Annotated in this window: 17 protein-coding genes; 11 read left to right on the top strand and 6 right to left on the bottom strand. The window is 67.1% G+C overall.

Annotation, left to right across the window (positions count from 1 at the left end; all coding sequences use genetic code 11):
* Positions 1 to 68 precede the first annotated feature (68 nt).
* The 3 genes from ACWGKQ_RS13760 to ACWGKQ_RS13750 all read left to right on the top strand — a co-directional run bounded on the left by ACWGKQ_RS13760 (position 69) and on the right by ACWGKQ_RS13750 (position 2,041).
* Positions 69 to 479 (top strand): head decoration protein, encoded by a 411-nt coding sequence (locus ACWGKQ_RS13760; RefSeq protein WP_453292113.1) that lies wholly within the window; start codon positions 69 to 71, stop codon positions 477 to 479.
* A 28-nt stretch (positions 480 to 507) separates the two neighbouring features.
* Entirely contained in the window at positions 508 to 1,554 is a 1,047-nt protein-coding gene (locus ACWGKQ_RS13755) for a major capsid protein (RefSeq protein ID WP_453292112.1), read from the top strand.
* Positions 1,555 to 1,735: 181 nt separating this feature from the next.
* Entirely contained in the window at positions 1,736 to 2,041 is a 306-nt protein-coding gene (locus ACWGKQ_RS13750; RefSeq protein WP_453292111.1) for a hypothetical protein, read from the top strand.
* Position 2,042: 1 nt separating this feature from the next.
* Here the strand turns inward: ACWGKQ_RS13750 and ACWGKQ_RS13745 are convergent, their stop codons facing one another.
* Entirely contained in the window at positions 2,043 to 2,966 is a 924-nt protein-coding gene (locus ACWGKQ_RS13745) for a phosphorothioated DNA-binding restriction endonuclease (protein ID WP_453292110.1), read from the bottom strand.
* 277 nt (positions 2,967 to 3,243) lie between these two features.
* Between ACWGKQ_RS13745 and ACWGKQ_RS13740 the strand changes: the two genes are divergently transcribed.
* From ACWGKQ_RS13740 to haaN, 8 genes are all read left to right on the top strand, one after another.
* Positions 3,244 to 6,696, top strand: coding sequence for a helicase-related protein (locus ACWGKQ_RS13740; RefSeq protein WP_453292109.1), 3,453 nt, complete (start codon positions 3,244 to 3,246; stop codon positions 6,694 to 6,696).
* A complete protein-coding gene (locus ACWGKQ_RS13735; protein WP_453292108.1) occupies positions 6,693 to 9,431 on the top strand; it encodes a DUF1156 domain-containing protein in 2,739 nt (912 codons plus the stop codon). Before ACWGKQ_RS13740 ends, ACWGKQ_RS13735 begins: the two co-directional genes overlap by 4 nt.
* 34 nt (positions 9,432 to 9,465) lie before the next feature.
* On the top strand, positions 9,466 to 12,918 hold the full coding sequence (locus ACWGKQ_RS13730) for a DUF499 domain-containing protein (protein WP_453292107.1): 3,453 nt from the start codon (positions 9,466 to 9,468) through the stop codon (positions 12,916 to 12,918).
* A 121-nt stretch (positions 12,919 to 13,039) separates the two neighbouring features.
* Positions 13,040 to 14,002, top strand: a complete 963-nt coding sequence (locus tag ACWGKQ_RS13725; RefSeq protein WP_453292106.1) for a hypothetical protein — start codon at positions 13,040 to 13,042, stop codon at positions 14,000 to 14,002.
* A 793-nt stretch (positions 14,003 to 14,795) separates the two neighbouring features.
* Entirely contained in the window at positions 14,796 to 17,555 is a 2,760-nt protein-coding gene (gene haaT, locus ACWGKQ_RS13720) for a cyclophane-containing RiPP biosynthesis TPR protein HaaT (RefSeq protein ID WP_453292105.1), read from the top strand.
* A 139-nt stretch (positions 17,556 to 17,694) separates the two neighbouring features.
* The gene (haaA, locus tag ACWGKQ_RS13715) at positions 17,695 to 17,907 is read left to right on the top strand and encodes a HaaA family cyclophane-containing RiPP peptide (protein ID WP_453292104.1); all 213 of its coding nucleotides are present in this window, start codon (positions 17,695 to 17,697) and stop codon (positions 17,905 to 17,907) included.
* Positions 17,908 to 17,920: 13 nt separating this feature from the next.
* Positions 17,921 to 19,081, top strand: coding sequence for an FxsB family cyclophane-forming radical SAM/SPASM peptide maturase (locus ACWGKQ_RS13710; RefSeq protein WP_453292103.1), 1,161 nt, complete (start codon positions 17,921 to 17,923; stop codon positions 19,079 to 19,081).
* A gap of 93 nt (positions 19,082 to 19,174) precedes the next feature.
* The gene (gene haaN / locus ACWGKQ_RS13705; protein WP_453292102.1) at positions 19,175 to 19,654 is read left to right on the top strand and encodes a cyclophane-containing RiPP N-acetyltransferase HaaN; all 480 of its coding nucleotides are present in this window, start codon (positions 19,175 to 19,177) and stop codon (positions 19,652 to 19,654) included.
* Between the two features lie 475 nt (positions 19,655 to 20,129).
* Here the strand turns inward: haaN and fxlM are convergent, their stop codons facing one another.
* From fxlM to ACWGKQ_RS13680, 5 genes are all read right to left on the bottom strand, one after another.
* Entirely contained in the window at positions 20,130 to 21,353 is a 1,224-nt protein-coding gene (gene fxlM / locus ACWGKQ_RS13700; protein ID WP_453292101.1) for a methyltransferase, FxLD system, read from the bottom strand.
* A gap of 86 nt (positions 21,354 to 21,439) precedes the next feature.
* The gene (locus tag ACWGKQ_RS13695; protein ID WP_453292100.1) at positions 21,440 to 22,615 is read right to left on the bottom strand and encodes a lanthionine synthetase C family protein; all 1,176 of its coding nucleotides are present in this window, start codon (positions 22,613 to 22,615) and stop codon (positions 21,440 to 21,442) included.
* Positions 22,612 to 25,665 carry a lantibiotic dehydratase gene (locus ACWGKQ_RS13690; RefSeq protein WP_453292099.1) on the bottom strand — a complete coding sequence of 1,018 codons (3,054 nt, stop codon included), beginning with the start codon at positions 25,663 to 25,665 and terminating at the stop codon, positions 22,612 to 22,614. The genes ACWGKQ_RS13695 and ACWGKQ_RS13690 overlap by 4 nt, the downstream gene beginning before the upstream one ends.
* Positions 25,666 to 25,742: 77 nt before the next feature.
* Positions 25,743 to 25,961 carry an FxLD family lanthipeptide gene (locus ACWGKQ_RS13685; RefSeq protein ID WP_453292098.1) on the bottom strand — a complete coding sequence of 73 codons (219 nt, stop codon included), beginning with the start codon at positions 25,959 to 25,961 and terminating at the stop codon, positions 25,743 to 25,745.
* Positions 25,962 to 26,156: 195 nt separating this feature from the next.
* Positions 26,157 to 26,336, bottom strand: coding sequence for a hypothetical protein (locus ACWGKQ_RS13680; RefSeq protein ID WP_453292097.1), 180 nt, complete (start codon positions 26,334 to 26,336; stop codon positions 26,157 to 26,159).
* Positions 26,337 to 26,404 lie beyond the last annotated feature (68 nt).

The following is a 26,404-nucleotide window of genomic DNA, read 5'->3' as shown; positions in this document are numbered from 1 at the left end:
CGCGGACTACGGCACAACCCGGTGACCGTACGCCACTCACCGAGACGCCCTACCCGGAGGAACCCGGCATGGATCTCCAACCGATCACCTACTCCGAGTCCGCCACCGCAGACCGCCCCTGGCTGGCCTCACGCCACGGACTCGACACCCCGCTCACCATCACCCTCGACACCGCGCTCTTCACCGAGAGCACCCACTACACGCAGCCCACCATCGGCCAGCCCCGCTACGTCATGAAGGCCGGCATCCCGCTCGGTCGCGTCACCGCCACCGGCCTGTACGGCCCGTGGGACACCGCCGTCGCGGACGGCCGCGCCACTTTTACCGGCGTCCTCCTCGCCGACGTGCCCTTCACGCAGAGCGGCAGCCGTGCCGGCGCGGCCCTGCTCTGGCACGGAGTGATCGCCGCCGCCCAGATTCCGGGCGGTCTCGACCCTGCGGCCATCACCACGTCGACCGCGCAGATCCACTTCATCTAACACACCCAGCCGCCGAGGAGCCCGCCCCATGCTCGACACCCTGCTGCGCGACATCGACGCGGCCGACCTCAACGCCTTCGCACGCACCATGACCACGCCGGCCGACTTCGAACTGACCCGCACGGTCATGCCCGAACGTCGCCTGAATTCCGTCAAGTTCCGCATCAAGAGCAGCAAGCGACGCGTGAACGCGGCCAAGTTCCGCGCGTACGACGCCCAGACCGCCGTCGCCCGCCGCCAGGCCGAGAAGATCATCACCGAGGGCATGCTGCCGCCCCTCGGCCAGAAACTGATCGTCGGCGAACTGGAGCAGATCCTCCTCGACACCGCCCGCGGCGCCGACTCCTCCGAGTTCGTCGAGCTGCTCTACGACGACATCGAGCGCCACGTCGAGTCCATCCACAACCGCATGGAACTGGCCGCCGGCGACCTCCTGGTCGACGGCAAGTTCAGCCTCAACGGAGAGAACGGCCTGACCCTGGAGGCCGACTTCGGCGTACCGGCGGCCAACATGCCCACGGCCGCGAAGCCCTGGTCGGACCCGACGAGCGACCCCATCGCCGACGAACTGCGCTGGATCGAGTACCTGCGCTCCATCGGCGCCCCGCTCCCGGCCCGCGTGATCACGTCCTACAAGGCACGTGCGACGCTGGCCGCGAACGACGCCTACCGAGCGGCGTACTACGGCAGCGTCAACGGCTCCAGCACCCCCACGGCGGTCCTCGCCCCCAACGAGGTGGAGGTCGTCCGCGCCCGCTACAACCTCCCGCCGATCACCGTCTACGACGTCCAGATCTCCGTCGACGATGCCTACCAGCGCGTCGTCCCGGAGGACCGCTGGGTCCTCCTGCCGCCCAACCCGGAGTCGTGGGCGGAGACGCAATACGGCATCACGGCCGAATCCCTGGTCCTGTCCTCCAGCACCAACCCGGCCATCACCCGCGAGGACGCCCCGGGAATCGTCATCACCGCCGGCCACCAGGACGACCCTGTCCAGGTCTGGACGAAGGGTTCCGCGGTCGCCATGCCAGTCATGTACGTCCCCGACATCCACATCACCGCCAAGGTTCTGTGATGCCCACTACTCGAACCCTCGCTACAGCGGTTTTCGTCACCCACCCGCAAACCCGCGAGACTCTGCTTCTCCAGCCCGGCGCCGAGGTCAGCGACCCGGCAATCGCTGAACAGGTCACCCACCCCGACGCCTGGGCACCAGAGCCGCCTCGGCAAACGCGACGCGCCAAGGCTGAAGCCCCATGAGTCTCACCGACGCCGAGTACGCCTACCTCCGCTCAGAACTTGGCGAAGCCGACCGCACCGACCTCGACACCCGCTACCAGCGCCTCGACTCACTCCAAGCCGTCGCCATAGAGGTCCTCCGGGAACGCAAGGCAGCACTCGTCTCGGATCCACTGGCAGTGACCGTCCAGGGCATCGCCACCGTGAACAACGCGGAGAACGTCAGAGCGCTTGAACGGCAGATCGCAGCACTCGGGGACGCCTGGCTGGACGAAAGCGCGTACGCGGTACCCGTCCCCCTGATGCGCCGACGCAGCCGCTGATTTACGCGGCCTGTGCACCTGGGCCCTTGAACACCTGCCCCCCGTGCCAGAGGACGTACTTCGGGTCGATGGTGGGTCGGCCGGGTCGGGGCGTCGCGACCAGCTGCCCGTGGAGGGCGTCTATGGCCTGTCCCGCCACGCTCCGGGCGACATACAGCTGCGACACCTGTATTCGAAGATCGGGCAAGAGCCCCAGCACGCCGAGATCGAAGAGGGAGTGGTGCAGGGAGCACAACGCCAGCCCGCTGTTCACCTCGTCCGGGCCGTCCTGACTGTGCCACCGCACATGGGCTGCCTCCAGTCCCACTGGATTTCGGCCGAGCGCGCCGTCGAACCCGCAGAATGCGCACGCGTACGCGTAGGCGTGGAGGACCTCCTCCGGAAACCCTGCCCGTCGCTTTCGTTGCTTCCTCTCCGCCGGGATGTACGTCACCTCGTCCAGCCCGGTCAGGTCGAGGCCGACGGCGTCACAGATGGGCACCTCCAGGGCTGGCGTGAAGTGCTGATCCATGAGGAGTCGGACGGCCGCCGTCAGTGTGCCCGGGTCCGCTAACACCACCTCGACCTCGGGGCGCAGCCTTCCGTGGGCGCCCTTGTTCCGCAACCAGGTGCCGCGCTCCGGAACGTCCGGGCCGAGGGCCTGGCCGTCACTGTCCCGAACATCCCACAGCTCGCGCTCCAGGTGCACGAACGGCATCGCAGCCCGCTCCCGTGCACGCGAGCGGCTCGTCACGGCGGGACCGAAGTCGTTGATGAGACGGCTGACAGGGGCTTCCGCCTCGTCGTACGTGACCGCGGTACTACCCGACTCGGCAAATCGCCCCAACAGCCACAGCATGAGCAGCGGCTTGTGTGGGGCACGGCGGCTCCCTATCTGCGCTCGCCGCATTCCCGATAGGGCGGTCATGAGTTCGACACGCGTCATCACGGGACCTACCTTGCCATTTAGTAGAGCAGCGCGGATCGCGAGGCCCGACGGAAGTGCGAGGGAGCCCGTCCAAAAGGTCGCGGATGACGCGAAGGGAGGCCGCGGCATCTCGGGGTTCGGGCTGTTCGCTCTGATGCATCATTGAAGCTCGTTATGCGCGTGGCCATGGGTGCAGTCGGCAGGAGGCTAAGATATGTCTGGACAAAGCCACCTCCGGCTTGAGGACCTTACGCCGGGCAGAGCGATATCGGGGATTGCTCCCAGTACGGACGTCGTGATCGTCGCGCTGCGGATGTTCGGCACGTCCGCGGCACAGGTCACCTACCGCCGCCCTGACGGGACGGTCGAGGAGACGATTCTCTACCGCGACCACGAGAGCAAGCTCGCGCTCGCTGCATCCACTCCTTCCCACGAGGGGTTCAACGCCGATCCCGAGCTGTTCCGCCTCGCTGCAGAGGCACTACGTATCCGCATGGCTGCGCGCGGTGATGCCATGCTGGCCGTCTCTACGAGCGTGCTCGATCCGCTGCCTCACCAGATCCAGGCCGTCTACAACGAGCTGCTACCTCGTACACCGCTCCGGTTCCTGCTAGCTGACGACCCCGGTGCCGGAAAGACGATCATGGCTGGCCTCTACGTCAAAGAGCTGGCCCTCCGCGGCGACCTGGAGCGCTGCTTGATCGTCGCCCCCGGTGGTCTCGTCGAACAGTGGCAGGACGAGCTTCTGGAGAAGTTCGGGCTCGACTTCACGCTGCTCACCAAGCAACTCATCGACTCCACCATCGACGGCAGCGTCTTCGACAAGCACCCTCGTCTGATCGCGCGCATGGATGCCCTGGCACGCTCCGAGGAGATCCAGCAACGTCTTGTCGAGTCGGCATGGGACCTGGTGGTCGTCGACGAGGCACACCGTATGAGCGCCAGCTATTTCGGGACCGAGCTCAAGACGACCAAGCGGTACGAGCTCGGCCGCCTCCTCGGCCGGATCACACGGCACTTCCTCCTGATGACCGCTACCCCGCACGCGGGCAAGGAGGAGGACTTCCAGCTGTTCATGGCGCTACTCGACGGCGACCGATTCGCTGGGAAGTACCGGGACGGAGTCCATCAGCACGACGCCTCTGGCCTGATGCGGCGCATGGTCAAGGAGGACCTGCTCACTTTCGATGGGCGGAAACTGTTCCCAGAGCGGCGCGCCTACACCGTTCCCTACGAGCTCTCGCACGCCGAGCAGGAACTGTACGAGCGGGTCACGGAGTACGTCCGTGACGAGATGAACCGTGCCGAGCGGCTGGACGGCCGCCGTGGTAACCAGGTCGGCTTCGCCCTAACCGTGCTGCAGCGCCGGCTCGCATCGAGTCCCGAGGCCATCGCAAGATCTCTGGAACGCCGCCGAAGACGACTCGAGGCTCGACGCGAGGAGATGCTCACTGCAAAACAGCAGGCCGAGCTTGCTGCCACGACTCCTCAGCCCATTACTTCCGTAGCGATGGCCGGGATGAACTCGCTCGACAGCGAGCTGGACGACTTGTCCGGTGAGGAACTGGAGAACCTGGAAGAGGAGGTCGTCGACTCGGCCTCCGCCGCGCTGACCATCGCCGAGCTGAAGCAGGAGATCGACAGCCTGCGGGAGCTGGAAAGCCTGGCCACCCGCGTCCTCGCGCTGGGCGAGGACCGTAAGTGGTTGGAACTCTCCACGTTGCTCCAGGACAATGAACACATGCGGGACGTCGAAGGCCAGCCTCGCAAGCTGATCGTCTTCACAGAACACCGGGACACCCTGGAGTACCTCTCCCGCCGAATCCGTGCACTCATTGGGCGCCCCGAGACCGTGGTGACCATCCATGGCGGCACGCCGCGACAGCAGCGACGTGACGTTCGGGACGCCTTCAACCAGGATCCCGACGTCCTGGTCCTCATTGCCACCGACGCGGCCGGGGAAGGTCTCAACCTCCAGCGCGCCCACCTCATGGTCAACTACGACCTGCCGTGGAACCCGAACAGGATCGAGCAGCGCTTCGGCCGTATCCATCGCATCGGCCAGACCGAGGTCTGCCACCTTTGGAATCTGGTCGCCGACAACACACGCGAGGGCCAGGTCTTCCAGCGGCTGCTGGACAAGATCGAACAGCAAAGCAAGGCATACCAGGGCAAGGTCTACAATGTCCTCGGCGAGATCTTCGAGGGGGAGCCGCTGCGTGAGCTGCTGGTCAAGGCGATCCGTTACGGCGACCGGCCCGAGGTGAAGGCCCAGCTCGACCAGGTCATCGATGCCCGAGTCGGTGAGCGTGCCGTCGAGCTGATCAAGGGCCTTGCCCTTGACGCTCAAGTCATGGGGATCGAGGACGTCCACAGGGTGCGGCTGCGCATGGAAGAGGCGCAGGCCCGCCGACTGCATCCGCACTACGTACAAGCGTTCTTCCGCGACGCCTTCGCCCGTCTAGGCGGTCACCTGAAGCCTCGCGAAGCCGGCCGCTCCGAGATCACCCACGTGCCAGTCATCCTGCGAGAGGCGGGACGTCTCGGTGACGGGCTCGGCGGCATGGTGCAGCGCAAGTATGAGCGAGTGTGCTTCGAGCGGGACTGCATCACCGTAGCGGGCAAGCCACGAGCCGACCTCATCGCACCAGGGCACCCCCTCTTCGACGCCGTACTGAACGAGACAGTGCGCCGCCACGGTCACCTTCTGGCCAAGGGCGCAGTCTTGGTCGACGCTGCAGACTCGAGCGACCAGCCACAGCTGCTCGTCGCTCTGGAACAGGACGTCCTGGATGGTCACCGGCGCGCGGTCGACCGAACCTTCGCGTTCACGGAGCTGCGGCCTGACGGCACGGCCCGAAACGCGGGTCCGGCCCCTTACCTCGATTACCGACCGCCGACGCCATTGGAGGCCAAAGCCATAAAGGTCCTGCTGGACGAAGAGTGGTTGCGCGACGGCGGCAGTGCACGGGCTCTGGACTGGGCGATCCAGGAAGCTGTTCCCGAGCATCTCTCTTCAGCTCGCGAACGCCTCCTGCCTGTCATCGACCGCACTCGCACTCAGGTCGAGCAGCGCCTCAAGCAGGAGATCAGCTACTGGTACGCGCAGGCTGGCAAGTTGGAGCAGGATCTCGCCGAAGGGAAGCGGGTCCGTCACAGGCCGGAGCGAGCGCGCTCATGGGCTGAGGAACTTGAACTGCGCCGCGAACAGCGGCTGGCTGATCTGGAGAAGGACGCATCGCTACAGCCCAAGCCACCAGTGGTGGCCGGCCACGCGTTGATCGTCCCGATTGGCTGGCTGGCCAAAGCAGTTGGAGCCGAGGACAGTAGCGGCGCTCTCGCACCGGTGCACGCGACAGACGGATACGAGACCGACCGCCGAGCAGTTGCCGCCGTGCTGAGAGCCGAGAGGTCGCTGGGGCGCGTTCCTGAAGAGATGGCCCACAACAACCCGGGATACGACATCCGTTCCCTGACGCCGGAAGGCAGACTCGTCCACATTGAGGTCAAGGGTCGCCGTGTCGGAGCGGACCAGTTCTATATCAGCCGAAACGAAATCCTGGTCGCCAAAAATCGCGGCGATCAACACCGACTCGCTCTCGTATCCGTGCACCAGGAAGGGCCGGAGCATGATGAGGTCCGGTACCTGAGTAACGCCTTCGCCGACACCGAGTTCGGGGATCTGAAAGCCGAGGGGCTCCTGCTGTCGTGGCCGGACGCCTGGACCAAGGGAGGAACTCCACTGTGAGTGCCGGGACGGACAACGAGTCAACGCCTCGGAAGCGCAAGCTCATTGAGGTCGCGCTGCCGACGGAGGCCATCAGCAGGGCCAGCAAGGCGGACAAGGACCGCAAGGTCGGGACCATCAAGAACATCCACAAGTGGTTCGCACCGATGCCTACGCCGGCATGGCGAGCGCTGCTGTTTGCGGCTGTTGTGGACGATCCGGGGGACGAAGAGAAGCGGGCGGATCTACTGGAGATCATCGAGGATCTGGTCCCCGGCAACGGGACGACTCCGTCGCTGGAAGCGCTGAAGCGTGCGAAGCAGGTGCTGGCCGAGCAGGAACAGGAACTTCCCACCGTCCTTGACCCATTCTGTGGTGGTGGATCCACCCTGGTCGAAGCGCAGAGACTCGGCTTCCCGACAGTTGCGAGTGACCTAAACCCAGTGCCGGCGCTGGTGACTCGTGTGGAGACGCAGCTCGTGCCCGCCGTACTCGGCAAGCCACCAGTCTCCGGCGACGACGGAGCGTTTAAAGGCATCGACGTCGACCCACTTGCCGGCCTGTTGGCAGATGTTCAACACTATGCGAAACGCGTCGAGGACGAAGTTAAGGCCAAGGTCAGCCACCTGTACGAGAAAGCGAAGGAGGGTGAAGTCGTCGCCTGGATCTGGGCGAGGACCGCTCCCTGCGCTAACCCCGCCTGCGGCGTAGCGATGCCCCTTTATAGCTCACCGTGGCTGAGTAAGCAAAAGGGGCGTGAGGCTTGGCTGAATCCCGTTTTGGAAAACAGACAGGTTCGCTTCGAGATCGGCACGGGTCTTAGGTCGAACGTGCCGAACGCAACCAAGCGAGCTGGCGTGCGTGGAAAATTCACGTGCCCGGCCTGCGGGAGCGAGGTTAACGAGGCCTATATCCGACAGTGCGGAACCTCGGGCCACATGGGGACGCAACTCCTTGCGATTGCGGTAGATAGTGCCGTAGGTCGACTTTTCCTTCCTGAGGCAGAAGGGAGCGTGTCGGAGAACATCACACCTCCCAATGAGGTTCCTGATCTGGAGTTTGCAAATAATTCGAAGCAATTCAGCACGACACTGTATGGGTTGCGGCGGCAAGCAGATATCTACACTTCCCGTCAACTCCATACAATCGGGACTTTCGCCGATACGGTGTCCAAGGTTCCAGAATGGGTCAAAAATGATGGCGGAGAAGACGAGCAGGCGACTGCGATCGCGTCGATCCTAGCCATCTGTGTCAGCAAATTGGCGCAATCCAATTCTTCACAAACGCGTTGGCGTCTAGACTCGCGTAACGGTGCATCCAAAGCGGAGCCAGGCTTCGGACGGCAAGCCATCGCTATGACGTGGGATTTTGCTGAAACCAACCCTCTTGGCGAATCGGTCGGAAGCTGGAAAGCGCAGGTCGCAAGCATTGCAAGTGGATTCTCTCCGTTGCCTCGCGAAGGCATCCAAGGGCTCGCCGTTCAAGCCGACGCCCGTAAGGCTGGTTCGCTTGTCGAACCAGGTAGCGCATTGATCGCGACCGATCCTCCCTATTTCGCCCAGATCCCCTATGCGGATCTGAGTGATTACTTCTATGTGTGGCTCAGGCGCGCAGCGAAAGAAATTCATCCCGATCTCTTCGGTACCATGGCGACACCGAAGACTGACGAGCTCATAGCGAACCCGTATCGCCACGGAGGCCCCGACAAGGCTCGTCAATACTTTATCGACGGATTCACGGAAACATTTGCTTCACTTAAGCAGGCATCCCGGCCGGATCTGCCAATAATCGTCATTTACGCCCATCGCCAAGAGGAAACTAAGGACGGTGAGCTGACTTCCTCAGCTTGGGACGCACTCCTTGAGGCCATGCTGGCCGCTGGCGTGAGCGTGGTTGGAACATGGCCTCTACATGCAACGAACAGTACCCGCCAGATTGGACAGGGAGCCAACTCTCTCGCCTCGTACATCGCAATGGTCTGTCGTCCTCGCCCAGACGGCGCTGGCACCCTGGATCGCCGTGGCTTTCTGCAGGCCCTCCGCCGCGAACTTCCCGGGCGAATAAAGCCGCTGCAGCAGAGTTCAATTCCTGCCAGTGACCTGGGCCAAGCAGCCATCGGCCCAGGTATGGAGATCTTCTCTCGGTATGTCCGGGTCACTGAGCCCGACGGCTCACCGATGCGCGTACGAACCGCACTCTCGCTGATCACAAAAGCCCTGGACGAGTTGCTTTCGGAATATGAAGAGGACTTCGACTCAGATAGCCGTTGGTGCATCAGGTGGTTTGAGGATCACCAATGGGAGACCGCGGACTCTGGCGAGGCCGACAAACTTGCAAACCGCTACAACACGTCTATCCCGGGTCTTGTGCACGCCGGAGTCGTGAAGTCTGCTGCCGGTAAGACGGAACTCATCAAGCCCGCCGACCTTCCTGCCAACTACGACCCGGTCACTGACAACCGCCTCACCGTCTGGGAGGTGGCCATGCACCTGTCTCGCCTCATCGAAGGCAAGGGACCAGGCAGTGGCATCGACGCGGCGGGGGAGCTACTCGCTCGCGCACGTACACGTCCAGAGATCGACGAGGACACAGTCAAGGGTCTGGCCTACCTCTTGCACAACGTTTGCGAGAGCCGAGGCTGGACGGAGAGCCAGCGATGGTTTAACAACCTCGTCAGTTCCTGGCCGGACCTGCAGACAGCGGCTCGGGGCGCAGACAGGCGAGGGGCGACAGCAGAGGAAGACGTGTTGTTCTGACCGGCGAGGCCGGGAATTGCACAAGGGGGCGGGCATGCAGAACAACCGAACGGCGTATGGCGTCAACAGCACAACGGACACCACGAGAGCGACAGAAGGCAGGACTGCGGACATCATGGCAATGAGCAACCTCGACCGCATCAGTCGCATGATCCAGCTGCTACCTGACGGGCTGCTCCCGCTCGTGGAGCGGGAGATGACCAAAAGGCAGGGGGCGACTTGGTTTGACGATGCAGCTGCCGAGGAGCGCGAGAAGGGGCGCAGCCTGGCGTCAAAGCGCGATCCGCAGTTCCTCTTGAACATAGTCCAGCGCTATTGGGGCTCGTACTTCCGTCATACGCTGCCAGGCGCCACACGCGGGTACGCCAGTGAGGTCAACGACGTGCGCAACCGGTGGGCGCACAACGAGCCGTTCAGCGCCGACGACACGGTACGCGCGTTGGACACCGCGGAGCGGCTGTTGATCGCTGTGGGGGCGACTGCTGAGTTGGTTGAGCAGGTCCGGAAGTCTCGTATCGACCTTCAGCGGACCATGATCGAGGCCGAGACCAAGCGACAGACCAAGCGCGCGGCAGCCATGCCCAGCGTGGCCGCTGACGGCCTCAAGCCCTGGCGTGATGTCCTCGTCCCGCATCAGGACGTGGCACGTGGCGACTTCAACGCCTCCGAGTTCGCGGCGAATCTCGCGCAGGTTGCGAAGGGTGAGGGTGCGCCGGAGTACACGGACCCGGAGGAGTTCTTCCAACGAACCTATCTGACCGACGGTCTGCGCGATTTGCTGAGCAAGTCGCTGCGGCGAGTCTCTGGCGATAACAACGCCTCGCCGACGGTGAATCTGCAGACCAACTTCGGCGGCGGCAAGACCCACTCAATGCTGGCGCTGTATCACCTCTACTCCGCGGGCCTTCAGCCGCAGCGGCTGCCGCAGGAGATGCAAGAACTCGTCGCATCCTCGCCCTCAGGGCTGCCCAAGGAGAAGGTGCGGCGCGCCGTACTCGTAGGGACGGCTCTGGCACCCGGCCAGCCTGATGAGAAGCCGGACGGAACCGTAGTCAACACCCTCTGGGGGGAGCTTGCCTGGCAGTTGGGCGGCCGGCAGGCGTACGACGTCATCGCCGAGGCCGACCGGACGCGTACCAGCCCGGGCTCGGAGTTGCTGCAGGACCTGCTCGCTGCCTACGCCCCGTGCCTGGTCCTCATCGACGAGTGGGTGGTCTACGCGCGCCAGCTCGTCAACAACGACGACCTTCCGGCCGGCACGTTCGAGACACACTTCTCGTTCGCCCAGTCCCTGACCGAGGCGGTCGAGGCGGTGACCGGTGCGCAGCTCGTTTTGTCCATCCCAGCTTCGGAGGATGGGCAGAACGAGAGGGCTGATGCTGACGAGATCGGCGGCGAAGCTGGACAGATCGCCCTGGACCGGCTTCAGAAGGTCATCCATCGTAAGGCGGATGCCTGGCGGCCAGCAAGCTCCGACGAGTCTTTCGAGATCGTGCGGCGTCGGCTCTTTGAGACTCCGACCGGCGACGTCCAGGCGGAGATAAACAAGGCTGCCCGGCTGTTCAGCCAGTTCTACGCGACGTACAAGCGGGAATTCCCGGCGGGTGTGGACAGGACCGACTATGAGCGGCGGATCAAGTCGACGTATCCGATCCACCCGGAGCTCTTTACTCGTCTCTACGAAGATTGGTCGACCCTCGACCGCTTCCAGCGCACCCGCGGTGTACTGAGGCTGATGAGCGCGGTCATCCATGCGCTATGGCGGGACCAGAACAAGAGCCCCATGATCATGCCCGGAGACATTCCGCTCGACGATCAGCGCGTCGCGAGCGAACTCACTCACTACCTGGAGGATCGCTGGAAGCCGATCATCGACGCTGACGTCGATGGTCCCGATTCGACCCCCGTCTCCATAGACAACGAGAAGACGGTGCTCGGCCAGCGGGCGATGAGCCGCCGCGTCGCGCGCACGGTCTTCATGGGTTCCGCCCCCACCATCAAGGCTGCCAAAAAGGGACTGTCAGAGCAGCACATCAGGCTCGGCATGGCAGTTCCAGGTGACGCTATGGGGAACTTTCGCACGGCGCTCAACACCCTCGCGGACCGCTCCACGTACCTGTACAGCGATGCCGACCGCTACTGGTTCGACACACAAACGAACATCACCCGCAGGGCCAAGGACGAGGCCGAGCGGCTCCTCGGCCGGGACGAGGACGTGTGGGCGGAGATCGTCCGACGGCTGAGCCCGATCCAGCACCGGCGCGGGGACTTCGGCGCCGTCCACATCGCACCGCTGCACACGAAGGAAGTCCCCGACGTCGAGCAAGCGCGGGTGGTGCTGCTCCACCCGAAGTACGTGCACCGCGGCGGCAAGGATGTCCCGGACACCCCGGCTCTGCAATTCGCGGTAGAAGCGTTGTCCTCCCACGGCACGAGGAACCGGACCCACCAGAACACGCTGGTGTTCCTGGCGCCGGACAAGAAGGACATGGGCGACCTCATGGAGGCGGCCCGCGAGTACCTCGGTTGGAAGAAGGTGCTGGACGCCCAGCTCGAACTCGATCTCACCGAGAGCCAGCGTCGCCAGGCGCAGACCCGGCGCGACCAGGCGAACGAGAAGGTCGAGCTGCGGATCGGCGACGCCTACCGGTGGGCGCTCATTCCCGAACAGAGCTCTGGCGGCCCGATCGTCTGGGAACACCTGAAGGTGGACGGTGGTCGCGCGAGCGACGCTGCGGTACGGACGGCCGACCGGCTCAGGCGGGAGGGACTGCTGTACATCCAGCAGGCTCCCGCGCTGCTGTATCAGAAGCTCAGTGGACCCCTGTCGCGGATCTGGGAACAGGGACACATCTCGGTGGGGCAGCTCTGGGAACTACACACCACGTACCCGTACATGAACCGACTGGTGAACCGCCTAGTCCTCGACCAAGGCATCGAGGACGTCCTGTCCATGGTGACGTGGGAGACAGAAGGCTTCGCCCTGGCCTCCGGATACGACGAGGACCGTGGCCGCTATCAAGGGCTGACGCTGCCGGGCGGCAACGCGAAGTTCGGCCAGATCACCGACAGCACTCTCCTTGTACGTCCGGATAGAGCGGTCAGGCAACAGCAGGAGGATGAGGAAGCGGCCGCGCAGAAGCGCGAACCCGCCACCACCGACCCGAACACCACAGCGTCGCCCGCCACAAGCCCGTCAACAGGCGGAACGACGACCAAGGCATCCGACGGTTTGCAGCAGCCGGTCATCCCTCGCATCCCCACCCGCTTCTACGCACATGCCCAGCTCACCTCTGAGCAGTACAGCAAGAACGCGACGAAGTACTTCTTCGAGATCATCCAGCACCTCGACGCGATCGGCACCGAGGTGGAGGTCACCGTCGAGATCCAGGCGAAGAACCCGGAAGGGTTCTCGGAAGACAAGGTGCGAATTCTCACCGAGAACGCCAACACCCTGAAGTTGAATGCCGAGTTCGAGAACGAGTAACAGCCCGTGTGGGGCCTGCACCTTCATCGATGGGAGCAGGCCCACAGGGTGTGATTCATCGAGCAGTCTGCGCTGGGCTCGCTATCCTGGTGGGTACACATCTTGATGGGGGAGCATGCGGGTGGCTGCACGAAACCGGGACAGAACTGTTCACTTCTACGAAATCGCCGACGCGAAGGAACCGAACTCCCGGATGGAGCACCGCGACTGGGGCACACAGCTTCGCCAGTTGCTCGACCTGCCGATTCCGCAACGCACGGTGGAGTCGGGCGGTGAGACCCTGATCGGTGCAGTTGACCCCAACCAGCCGGCCCCTCACCTGCTCCTGGCCAAGGTCCGCAAAGACGTACCACAGCAGATCAACTACGACGACGGGTCGTTCAGCTACTTGCAACTCGCTGCTAACCAAGGGCTTGTCGATGTCACGACGGTGTACTTCCTCTCCTTCGGGAACGTAGTGGCCACGATGGGCGGTGGCATCTCGGCCCCGCGCGTGCAGGCGATCCAGAGATGGTTCAACGGGATGCACCTCACCAGCGAGGAGATTCAGCTCCGACCGGTGATCGACGCTCGTTCACGCGACAAGCTCGCTCGAGCGACTGCGGTGGAGAAGCTAACCATCCGTGTGCAGCCCGAGCCCCACGACAGTCCGACTGCGCTCCGCAGCAGTTCGGACATCGGAACGGCGGTCAGCCGGATCCATGAGGAATACCCGGACATGACCATCACACTGACGCTGGAAGTCCCGAAGAAGCCCAAGTGGTACTCCGTTCGGCGCCGCTCGCGCGGCCACCGGCAGCTGCTGGATTCGACCTCTGCGCTTGCCGCGGACATCGGGGACTGGCTCGACAACACCGACGCGGTGGACGTCGCGCGAGCCGAGGCGCACATCGATGAATGGAACCAGCAAGCGACGGACGAGAAGATCGACTTCGTGGCCGAACGCATCACCGCGAAGTGCAGGGTGCCTCTCGAGTCAACAGACGGGCACTCGATCGACCTCCATGTAGCCCTGACCGAATTGGAGCGCGTTGCTCTTGAGCACAGGCGGACCCTGAAGGCCGCTGTCGGTGCCGACGTCTAGGCTGGAGTGCGACAGGGGGAAGTCTTTCTACTGGTCGCGCAGGGGGTATCGCGGTGTCTGGCACTGGGGGTGGACCACAGCGACTGCTCAACACGTGGCGTGCTCGACCAAGCGCTGACTGGCTGATTGTCATCGTGGTTCTCGGGCTGCACCTTGTCTGGGTGCACTCGACAGGTGGTGGCGACCTCTTTGGAAAGCCAGGACGTGAGCAACGCCTTGAGATCTATACGACGGGAGCCACAGTCGTGGCCCTGGTCGGCAGCTTCGTCACTGCTGCGATCGCGCAGTATGCGGCCGCGACGGGTAGGCGCATGCGAACGCTACGAACCGCCGGGCACTTGGCGTCCCAATTCCGGCGGAACTGGGTCAGTGTTCTTTCGGCGACCCTGCTGATCTCAGGGGTTTGCCTGCTGGCCACTGTCCTGGACATCACGGAGTCCGACCCGGGTGGCGTCCATTGGATGGTAGAAGCAGCGCTTCTCCTCGGTGTGACGAGGTCGTATCGGTTGCTGTGGTTGTTCAACGCGGTCATCATGGCCACGGATCGCGATCTGGCTGATCAGCCGCCGGAACCTCAACGGCTAGGCACGTAGAGCAGACACGCGCATCTACCTCAACGGCAGGCATGGCGCAGACGCGCCCTTGACCAAGGTCCACCCAGACTGTTCCGCTAGGCAAGTTGGGCGTCGGACTCGGGGGTGGCCTTCGTGACCAGGTCGGTTGGCGATGTGTGGTGTCTCGTCAGCGGCATCGGAGCGGAGTCGACCGCTCCCCCGGTTGTGGGAACCTCCGTATGAGGCTCCGGCGCGGACTCGCGATCGCCGGCGTCGCCGGAGGCGGCGCCGTGACCACGCTGCTGGTCGGGCTTGTCACGAACGCCGTGTCCAACGAGTCGCGGTGGCCCGGCTGGCTGGGGTGGTTACAGGAGCATGCCTGGTTCTCGTTCGTCGTGCTGGGCGTGACGATGGCGGGGCTGACGGCCCTGCTCGCCGGGCTCTCCGAGACCCGGCCTCCCACCACTCCGGGGCGATCGGAGGATGGAGCGGGGCCGCCGGGAGCCGCCCAGGTGCTGCGTTCGTTGCCGCGCGACACCGCCGCGTTCACCGACCGTGTCGGGGAGCTGGAGCGGCTGATGGGCTCCGTGCGGGCATCGCAGGAGCGTGGTGAGGGGCTGCCGGTTCATGTGATCGACGGGATGCCGGGCGTCGGGAAGACCACTTTCGCCGTGCACGCCGGTCACCTGCTCTCCGAGCGGTTTCCCGATGGTCAGCTGTTCGTGAACCTCAACGGGTACACGCCGGGGCGCACTCCCGTGCAGGCAGGCGAGGCGCTCGCCTCTCTTCTCGCGGCCGCCGGCGTGCCGACGCAGCAGATACCTGTCGGTGACGACGTCGGAGCGGTCACGGAGGCTCGGGCCGCGATGTGGCGAAGCAGGCTCGCGGACAAGAAGGCGCTGCTGATTCTCGACAACGCGGCCAGCTACCGGCAGCTGGAGCCGCTGCTCCCCGGTGGGAGCGGGTGCCTGGTGTTGGTGACCAGCCGCAGGCGGCTGGTGGCGAGCGAGGAGGTGGTCATGTCGGTGGAGGCGCTACCGCCGGATCACGCGGTCGACCTCTTCGTGCGGCTCAGTGGGCGGCCGGCCGATGGCCTCGACCGGGGTGTGGCGGACGAACTGGTGCGGCTGTGCGGGTGTCTGCCGCTGGGGGTGTCGCTGCTCGCGGCACGGCTGCGGCACCATCCGTCGTGGACTGCTGAGGACCTGCGCGGGCGGCTGGTGGCGGCACGGGACCGGCTGGGAGAGCTGCGGGCCGGGGAACGCGCCGTCACCGCGACGTTCGATCTGTCCTACCGGGATCTCGCGCCGGAGCGGCAGCGCTTCTTCAGACAGCTCGGCTTCTTCCCGGGCACCGATCTCGACGCGCACGTCGGCGCGGCTCTGGGTGAGGTTCCGGTGCTGGTGGCCCGTCGGCACCTCGAGGCGCTCTACGACGACAACCTGATCGACGAGCAGCCAGGGAGCCGCTACCGACTGCACGATCTCCTTCGCGACTACGCCCGGGGCCTCGCCGTCGAGGGGGACAGCATGGATGATCATGTACAGGCCGTCCAGCGTGTGTGCACCTACTACCTGGCCGCTCTCGCCGTCGCGAACGGGCACATCGTGCGCAGTGGAGCCGCGGTGCCTCCGGCGCCCGACGGCGCCTCGCGGGTGGAGACTCCGGCCATGGAATCGCGGGCGGGCGCCCTGAGCTGGCTGGAGGCCGAGCGGGCCAACATCCTCGCCTCTGTCCGGCAGGCGAACGGTCTCGCCCTGTACGACCTCGTGGTCCGGCTCGCCGCGGCCATGGCGCCCTTCCTGCGTCAGGCCGGCCCCTGGGACCAGGCCGTCGGCCTGCACCGGACCGCCGCCGAGGCCGCCCGCCACACCGGCGATCAGAGGGCCCGGGGTGACGCTCTCGCCGAACTTGGTGTCGTACGCCGCTTCATGGCGGCCTATCCGCAGGCGATCGAGGCACTGAACGACGCCGTGACGGCCTACGAAGCGGTCGCCGAGCGGCGGGGCAAGGCGGACGCTCTGAACCAGCTCGGCATCGTCTGGTACCTGACCGCGGACAACGAGGACGCGTCCCGCGCCCAGGCCGAGGCGCTCTCCCTCTACCGTGAGCTGGACTACCGGCTCGGACAGGCGAACGCTCTGGCCGATCTCGGCATGACACACCGGCAGATGAGCCGGTTCGACGCCGCGGTGGAGGCGCAGAGCGAGGCTCTGACGATCTACCGAGAGCTCGGTGACCGGTACGGGGAGGCGAACTCCCTGCGGGACCTGGGCGTCGTGCACTGCCTCATGGGTGCCTATGAAGTGGCCACTCGGCATCACCAGGAAGCGTTCGCCATCTACCTGGAGCTGGACGACCGTGAGCACCAGGCCTACGCGCTCAACGAGTTGGGCGTCGTCCGGCGGCTGACCGGAGACACCGAGGGAGCGCGGACGGCACACAGCCAGGCCTTGACGCACTTCACCGAGCTCGGTGACCGGTTCGGCCGCACCAATAGCATCCGCCACCTGGGCGTCGTGGAACGTGTGGCCGGGGATGCGACCGAGGCGATCCGGCTTCTGGATGAGGCCCTGGAGGTCTACCGCGAGCTCGGCAGTCGTGGGGGTGAGGCCGCCTCGCTGAGCGAGCTGGGCGTGGCTCGCAGCATCGCCGGTGAGAGCGCCCGAGCGGTCGAGGCGTTCCAGGATGGACTGCGGATCCTCCGAGGCCTGGGCGACCGGTGCGGGGAGGCAGAGGTGCTGAACCACTGGGGCAGGCTGCTGCTCAACTCCGGTGATCCGACGACCGCCCGCCAGCACTTCGATCAGGCCCTCACGCTCGCTCGGGACATCCGCTGCCCGTTGGAGGAGGCGCGGGCATTGGAGGGCATCGGCCGCGGTGACTGGATGGTTGACGGGCCTGGTCACGGCGTGGGCTCGTTGCGAGCCGCCGTGACGGTGTACCGGCGGTTGGGAGTGAGCGCGGCCGTGGACGACATCGAACAGTTGCTGGTGTAGCGGTCCGGTTGGCGCCGACCATGTGGCCGAATTCCCTGTGCCGGGTGGGTTGTTGAGGCTGGTACGGTTCCGGCTGGTCTGTCGCTTCGACCCAGTCTCACCGTGCCGTCTCCGGTACGTATCTCACGAGGAGCGTTGGATGCCGTCACCCACGTCCGTCACTGAGCCGCACACCATCACGGCCGTCGGCCCGGCGGCCGCGGAGCCGACGGCGGCCGGCATCGCCGTCCTGGACCGCGTGGCCGCCCGCGTGCGGCAGCGGCTGGAGGCGGAGGAGACCGCGGAGGGCGTGACGGGACGGTTCGGCGACGGTTCCCACGCGGCCTCGCTCATCTGGCCCTGGCCGCTGTGAGCACGTCCGGTCGATGACAGAACCCGAAGGCCTCGCACCTTTCCGGACGTTCATCCTCAAGGTCGCCAACCGCTGCAACATCGACTGCGACTATTGCTTCGTCTTCAACTCCAAGGACCAGGCGGCGCGACGCCTGCCCGCCCGCATGGACCTCGCCGTGGCCCGGGCCGCTGCCCGGCGGATTGGTGAGCACGCCTCCGCGCACGGCCTTCGGACCATCCACGTCGTACTGCACGGCGGGGAGCCGCTGCTTGCCGGCGTCGGGCACATGGCCGATCTGCTGGAGACCGTCCGGGAGGGTGCGCCGGCCGGGACCCGGGTTCTCTTCGAGCTCCAGACCAACGGGACGCTTCTGTCCGGCGCCTGGCTGGACCTCTTCGAGCGGTACGAGGTCGCGGTAGGCATCAGCCTCGACGGGCCGCCGCGTGCGAACGACCGGCACCGGTTGACCCATGCCGGGCGGTCGAGCGCGGCCTCCGCCGTGCGGGGCATTGAACTCCTGCGGTCGCGGCCGCACCTGTTCGCGGGGCTGCTCGCCGTCGTGGACCTGGCCAACGACCCCGCCGAGGTCCACGACTACCTGGCGGCCTTCGAACCGCCCGTGATCGACTTCGGACTACCGCACGCGACCCACGACGACCCGCCGTTCCGCACCGACCCTGGCGTGCCCGAGTACGGGCGGTGGATGAGCAGGGTGTACGACGCCTGGCTCGCCCGCCCCGAGTACCGGCACAGCATCCGGATGCTGGAGGACATCGTGGCCCTCAGCTCCGGCGTGCGCGGCTCGGTGGAGACGCTCGGCCTGGCGCCGCCGACGAGCGTCGTGATCGAGTCCGACGGCTCCGTCGAGGCGGTGGACACCCTGCGGTCGGTCGAGGAGGGCGCCTCCTGGCTCGGGCTCGACGTCCTCCGTCACTCCTTCGACGAAGCGCTGTCGCATCCGAAACTGCAGCACCGGCAGCACGGCAGGAACGCGCTGGCTGAGAAGTGCCGCGCCTGCCCGCTCGTGGACGTCTGCGGCGGCGGCTACCTCCCCCACCGCTTCAGTGCCGCCCGCGGCTACCGGAACCCGTCCGTCTACTGCGCGGACCTGGAGTACCTCATCCGGCACGTCCAGGGCTCTTTGCGGGAGTACGGCTGGAATCCCCAGACGGGGGCTGCTGCGTCACCGTAGGCGCCTGTGCCGTACCGCCGCGTGGGGATCGCGCGTTGGTACGAACGAGTGGGGTAGCGACCGAAGCAACCGAGGAACGAGAGGGAGGCACCGATGAGCGTGAAGATCCGCCCTGCGGAGAAGCGGGACGTCCCGGCCATGGCTGAGCTGATCGAGGAGATCGAGCGGTACTACGGCACGACCGACGCCGACATCCAGCCGCTGGACGAACGCCGCGTCCAGGTCGAGGAGGCCCTTTTCGGCTCGCCGCCGCTGGCCTCCGCGCTGCTGGTCGAGGACGACAGCGGGGACATCGTCGGACTCGCCGCCTACTCCTTCCTCTGGCCGGCCGCCGGCTCCACCCACTCCCTGTTCCTGAAGGAGCTGTACGTCCGCGGCACCCTGCGCCGACAGGGCATCGGCGCCCGCCTCATGGGCGAACTCCGTGCCCTGGCCGCCGCACGCCCCGGGTGCAGCCGGGTCGAGTGGATGGCTGACCGCGACAACCCAGGCGCGCCGGCCTTCTACGAGGCACTCGGGTTCACCGAGTCAGACGGAAAGATCGTCTACCGGGTCGACTCCGGCAACGCGTGAGGTGAGTGCGGCTGTGAAAGAGGAGCGCTGCGAGGAGTGCGGCAGCCGGGTCGTCATCGGGCTTGCGTGCGACTGCCCGCCGGGCTCACCACCTTCGGTGGGCTCTCGTTCGGTATCGACGTCCGTGAAGAGGGAGTGGCGTGCGCATCCGGACGACACGATCCTGATCTCTCCCGGGGAGTGCGCGCACCTGCCAGGCTGGTGCGACCACATGACCGAGGACGACGTTCGGCCCCCGCGGTGGGGGTGGATCCCGGATCCTCCGCACGGACTCTGGGAACGGTTGAGCAGCACCCACCCGGCGACTGCCACCGCGGGCAATCCGAAACGGACGGCCGTGCGGCGGTGCAGCACCTGCGAGGCGAACCTCGCCCAGGGCTGATCGCCGCCCTCCACGACGGCTCTGCTCTCGCTTCGGTGGGCGCGGCCGCACCTGCTGACAGCCACGCCCGCTCTCATCGGAATCAGCAGGATGTCAGTAGGTGATGATGAGCCGCGCGGAGGGCCGGTCGATCACGGCTCCGTCGACGAGGTCGCTGTCCGGCGTGTCCGCGGGGTAGGCCGTGATCACGGGGTCGACGGTCCTTGCCGGGCTCCAGGCACGGATCTGTGCGCAGATCCGCTCGGCGAGCTCAGCGCCGACGGGGCCGTAGCCGACGGCTCCCAGCCTGAACCGGGGTTCGGCACCCTGGCCTTCGGCGGTCCGCTCCAGAGTGAGGTAGGCGATGGAGCCCCCCTCGACGAGGGCGGGGCTCAGGGCAGGTGAGGCAGGTCGGTGGAGGCCGGCTTCCATCGCCGCGGCCTTCGCGGTGATGCGGCAGGTCGCTCGCTCGGCGGCGCTCAGGCGCAGCCAGACGCCGTCGAAGGACTCGACGGAGCCGACCGTCGCCTCTGTCCAGACGACCGACTTCGGACGGGTGAGGACGTCGCGCAGGAGGTCGGGGGCGACGGGCTGGTCCTCGTCCCAGTAGAGCCTGACGAGCCGGTTGTCGTCGATGTAGTCGTCGCGCTCTCCGTCCTGGCCGATCACCGGGAGGAAGCCGCACATCTTCACGGAGTCGGACCGCATCAGTTCCTTCTCCCGCCGGAACGCCACGGACCTGGACAACCCGCGCCATCGCAGCGGGACCACGAGGCGTCCGCCGACGGCGAGCTGGTCCCACCAGGCGCCGGGGAGGTCCCACATGCCGACCGCCGCGATCATCCGGTCGTAGGGGCCGAACTCCGGGGCGCCCAGGGCGCCGTCCCTCGTGACCACGCGAACGTCGCTGTATCCGTTGGCGTCCAGCATCCGGCGGGCGTAGGCGGTCACGTCGGGGGCGATGTCGCACGTGGTGACCTCTCCGGACGTTCCGGTGAGATGCTTGAGCAGGGCGGCGTTGTAGCCGGTGCCGGCGCCGATCTCGAAGACGTTGTCGCCTTCGCGGACCGCGAGCTGGACCAGCATGAAGTGCACGACGTCAGGCTGGGAGGCGCAGCTCAGCGGAAGTGCGTCCTCGTCCGGGTTCGCCTTGATGGTCACGCTCTTGTTGGCGTACGCCTCCTCGACGGTCGCGTCGGGGAGGAAGGCGTGGCGGGGTACGGCCCGCATGGCGGTTTCGACGCGTGCGTCGCGGAGGCCGGAGACCTCCTGCTTCAGGATGGCGTCGACCAGGCGGTTGCGCAGGTCCTCGGGGGAGGCACCGGTGGTGTTGTTCATCGCGTCCTTCCGGAAGGTGCCCGGCCGTGCGTACGGCAGGGGCAGATCGTACTCATTCGCTGTGGTTCGGGGTGCGGTCCGCGGCGTCATCCCGCCACGAGCAGGCAGCGGTCCCAGGGGGCGGTGATCGCCGTGCTGACGGGGTCACTGAGGCGGACCAGATGAATGCCCGACGTGCCGTCCATGAGGCCGACGCCGTCCGGTGGTCCGCTGTGGTCCAGGTGCTCGTCGAGCCGGGCCCGCAGACGGGGCAGGTGTCCATCGAGTTCGTCGTCGACTGCGTCGGCGGCGGCACGGGAGGCGGTCTGTACGAGCCCCGCCCAGCCGTGGCAGAGAGACGCGTCGGTGAGCTGGGCGAGCTGCTGGTCGTCCGCCAGGCATCCGACCAGGGCCTGTTCAGCCTGGCGTTGCCGGTCGCGGTCGCCGAGGGCGATACCTGCGAGTTGTTGGGCGCGGGCGATGCCGGGGGTGCCGTAGCACCAGGACGGGCGTCCGGGGCCATGGTGCTGGAGAACGCCGCGCCGGTGTTCGGCTCGGGTGATCAGGCCCGGCCACCAGGCGCGCGTGCCGGTGCCGTCGCGCCACCGATCAAGTCGTTCACAGATCCGGATGATGGCCTGCCGCTGTCCGGGCACGGTGTGGCCATGGCGCATGGCCGTGGCCAGCAGCGCGAGCGGTCCGCTGATGCCGTGGGCCAGGCCGAAGTTCAGGTGTCCGCCGAGCCATCGCGGCGACGGGCGCAGATCGGGGCTGTCGCTTGTCCACCAGCCAGGGAGGAGCTGAGCCTCGACGCTGATCGGCTCGGTCAGCCGCACCAGGTAGGCGAGGGTGTCCCGCAGCTCCGTACGGTGGCCGCGGTGCAGGTGGTACACGCCCAGCCCGGTCAGTCCGCTGATGAGGTCGTACTCGCCCAGGGTGGGCAGCGCACCGCGGTCGATGCGCGCGTGTGCCCGCCTGAGGCGGTGGCGTGTGACGTCGGCGAGGTGTGTGTCCAGGGTCGCCAGGGCGCGGGTGGCGGTGTCGGTGTGCGTGAAACTGAGGACGTACGCGACGGCCGGGGCGCCCTCGTACAGGCCGCATGCTTCGGGAGCGGCCTGGATCGGGCCCTTGACCATGGCGGCGGCCCACGGCCGGAGCGCGTCCCTGTCGTCTTCTCCGGTGCGGGTCCTGACGGCGTGTAACAGAGCGGCTCCCGCCGCGCCGGCGTACAGCGACTGACCCCAGCCGGGTCTGGTGGGTGTGGGCGGCGTGTCGTGGCTCATGGGCGGCTTTCCCTTGGCCAGGCAGCCCACGCGACGGCGGACTGACGGGCCAGGCGGCGGCAGATCCCCTCGTCCTCACGGTCCAGGCCTCGCAGGCGGTTGTGGTGCATGTGAAGCAGGGACTCCAGGACGGAGTCGCGGTCCATGCCCTCGGCGAGGTGCTCGCGATACAGCGCCAGGGCCACGGCGCGGCGGTGCCAGGCGCCGGCCAGCGCTTCGCTCCAGCCACGGGCCCGGGGCGTGGCGTGGCGAACGAGGTCAATGGTCTGGTCTCTGACGCCTCGCTCGCCGCGGGCCCCAGGTGCGGGGCGGCGCGCCAGCCATCGCATGCCCTCGTCTGGGCCGAGCAGGCCGCGGGCGATGTCCACCATGCCGACGGCGGCCAGCGCGCGACCGTCGACGCCGTCGGCTCGCAGGCCCCGCAGTGCGGCGAGGGCGTAGGCGGAGTCAGCCGTGAACACCGTCTCGGCACCGCGCAGGGCGGCGCCGGGGCCGTAGCGGCCGACCTCCGGGGTGTAGGTGTCGAACACGAGTCGACTGCTGAGCCCCTCGCGGCGCAGCGCCGCGGCCCATCGGGCGACGAGCTCGGTGCAGGCCGCGTACTGCCCGGGGCTGCGGGTGCGGATGCGCAGGCGCAGATGGTCGAGGTCGTGCGGGCTGCGGTATCGGACGAACCACCACTCGGGTTCGTCGGGGAGCTGGGCCGTGAGCTGCGCGAGGTGAGTGCCGATCAGCTCCTCGAACTGGTCGGGGTGGGTGTAGATCTTGGCGTTCAGCCAGGGTGCCCACCCCGACCCCGGTACGGGTCCGAGGGTGCTGTTGGTGAGCACGGGGAGAAAGCCGGAGAGCGGGTCAGGGGCCGGCGGGCGCGTGCTGGTCATCGGCAGGGCTATCTCGTGGACGTGGCCGTCGATCCAGCCGTAGCTCTCCTCGGGTGGCGCCTCGGTGAGCACGGCCTGGCCCTCCCGGGCGAGGTGGGCGCGCAGGACGGCGACGTGGGCCGGCACGTCGAGCCGCAGCCGCCGCGTCCGGTCGTCCTCTCGTAGCTCGACGGCACCGTGGCAGTGCCACCGCTTCCGCCATCGGCCGAGGGCGTCCGCCCACTCGCGCGTCTCCGCTCCACGACCTGGCAGAGCGTCTGCGGTCAGGTTCCAGCGGCTGAGCGAGAGGATCACGCGCCCGTGGCGGACGCGGGGCAGGAACGGCAGCCGCGCGCCGTGCGGTCCCCAGTCGAAGCCGGTCCAGGCGGGGCCGAAGGCGCGGGTCAGGTGCGCCAGGAACCGGGCCAGGGGCGGGGGCTGCTTGTCCAGGGCCATGGCGTGGAAGACCTGCGGGTCCACCACGCGGCGGCGGGAGATGCTGACCAGGTGCAGGCGGGTGTGCGTGGCCGTGACCGCGAGGTCGTCGACGTCGATGAGCGTCGGCCCGGTGTCGGCGGGGCCGCGGTGCTCGCCCAGCGGGATCACGTGCGGGAGATAGGCGGGGACGCGGGCGACGTTCTCGGTGTGCGGGTACAGCGGCGGAAAGGAGAGCTGGGCGGTCAGCGCGTTCTCGACGCTCGCGGGGACCTGGCGGTAGATCTCGTCGAGGCCGGAGCCGGTGGCGACCGGTGAGAACCGGGAGGTGAGCGTTCCCGCCGCGCGTGCCGGCGTCACGGTGAGCGTGAAGTCCCCGCGTTCCAGCGCGGGCAGGCTGTGAGCATGCAGGCGCGCGCACATCTCCACGTGGGGCGGCGCCTCCTGCGCGGCCATCGTCTCGTCGGCCAGACGCTCGACGAGGTCGTCGGTGAGGACGAGCTCCCTGTCGCCGTCGGCGAGCGCCTGCCAGGCCATGGCCAGCAGCCGCTCGTCGCGCTCGGAGACCACCGGTGGCGGCGCGGTCCGTCGGCTGCCGGGGTACTCGGCCGGGTAGCCGAGCCCGGAGGCCGGGTCGACTACCTCCTTGACCGGCACCAGCGTGCCGGTGCCGTACCGCTCCCAGAAGGCGACCTGGTACTCCTTCCACACACCCTGGCCGGCCGGTCGGCGCGTCAGCCTCAGCAGCACATCGGCGGCTCGTTCCATCTCGAGCGCGACGCTCTCGGGTATTCGTACCTCGACGTCCAGCCGCAGGTCGATGGCCAGCGGGTTTCGCCCCGCGCCGGAGAGCCGGCGCAACTGGGCTGTCAGCGCGTCCCGTTGCGGCCCTTGGTGGGTGGCGGGAAGCCGGTTGTGCTCGTGCACGGCACGCTGCACCGCTTCCAGTTCGTCCAGAACCTTCGCGACCTCCGGCACCGTACCGGCGTCCGCGACGTGGAGTCGTTCGATCAGGTGGGACAGCGGATCGATGTCGGTCATCGGCGGGCGCAGGCTGGTGATCAGGAACTTCTCGCGCACGAGCTCGCCGAGCAGTGTGCCGATGTGTCGCGGCTCGGTTCGGGGAAAGGCGGCGGCCAACTGCTCCGCGAGGACGGCGAAGCGGACCGGCTCCCGCGCGAGGTTCTCGATCAGGCGGATCGCGCTGGTGCGCCGGACGGTGGCCCCCATCGGTCCACCGTGTGGGACGTGCAGGCGTCCTCCGCGGGTTGCCGCCAGGTTGTTCAGCACCACGTCCAGGCTTTCCAGCAGGTCGGGGCACGCCTCCAGGCGGACGACAAGGTCGTCCAGCCACTCGGTGTCCACCCGTGCCACGGCCCGGTGCGCGTCCCCCCATCTCGCGTACGGCGTGGACCCCACGCTGACCGGCGCCACCCCGGCGAAGAGGCCGAACGGGGTCGGTCGCCCGGTGGCTCGCAGCACGTAGCGGACGGTGGCCAGGGCTGCGCGCTGGACCTGCTTGGGGCGTGCCGGCTGCCCGGCGAGGATCGCGTCGACCCGCGCGGCGAGGTCACCGCTCGTCTGCCGAACGGCGTCGGCGAACCGCTGGTCGGCCCACACCTGCTTCAGCCACCTGCCGCACGCGTCCGTGTCCGAAGGATCGGGCCACCATCCCGGCAGACTCGTCAGTGGCATCGCGGCGGCCCGGAGCAGGGCCGTGCCCGTGTGCTGGTAGAGCCTTCCGTCACTTCCCATTTCCAGTGCCTCCGCCAAAGTGCTGTGACCGGATGGGGCCGGGAGCGAAACCGCCCCCGGCCCCGCAGGAGCTGCTGTCAGACGGCGCTCGCGCAGGACGAGGCGCAGGACGGCTTGCAGCCGTCACCGGTGTCGCAGGCCCTGGGAAGCAGGTCGGAGTCGACCTCCGTGATGATGGTGAGGTCGATGTCGAAAGGGTCGGCGGGCCCGTCGATGGCGCCTGTCGCGACGGATGCCTCGGTGCCGGCCGTTACCGGCGGCGGCACGCTGATCGGGCTGAGTGTGGTTGCGGTCATCGCACTTCCTCTCGTGTCGGAAGGATCCGAACGGTTCGTCGTACTGCTGCCCGGCGGTTTGCGGCTCGCCGCGCCGCACACCGCCGGGGTCCTGCTTTCGCGCCTTGCGGCGCGGCCCCTCTCCGGCTGATCGGATTCCGTGGGGGAGTTGGATTCGGAGCATCCGGAGAGGGGGGTCAAGGACACGGGCCGGAGCTACCGGATCTGGCCCGCGTAGAGCGTGGTCAACGCTGTGCCGGTCACCAGGACAGGCAGGAACAGCATCTGGAAGGAGCCGAAGCCGAAGCGGCCGACGTACTTCGCCGGATGCCGCAGTGCTCGTCCGACCTGGTCCATTCGCTGGCGGAGAAACCCTTGCCGCACGGTGGTCATCACGTCGCCGGCCTCCGTGAGCCTGTGGCGTCGGTGGCCTCAGCAGGTGACGCGGGCAAACAGCCGTTCAA

This window comes from Streptomyces sp. NPDC054770, from assembly GCF_053611985.1.
The sequence above is the reverse complement of the archived record's forward strand: the minus strand, read 5'-3'. Positions and strand labels throughout refer to the sequence as shown.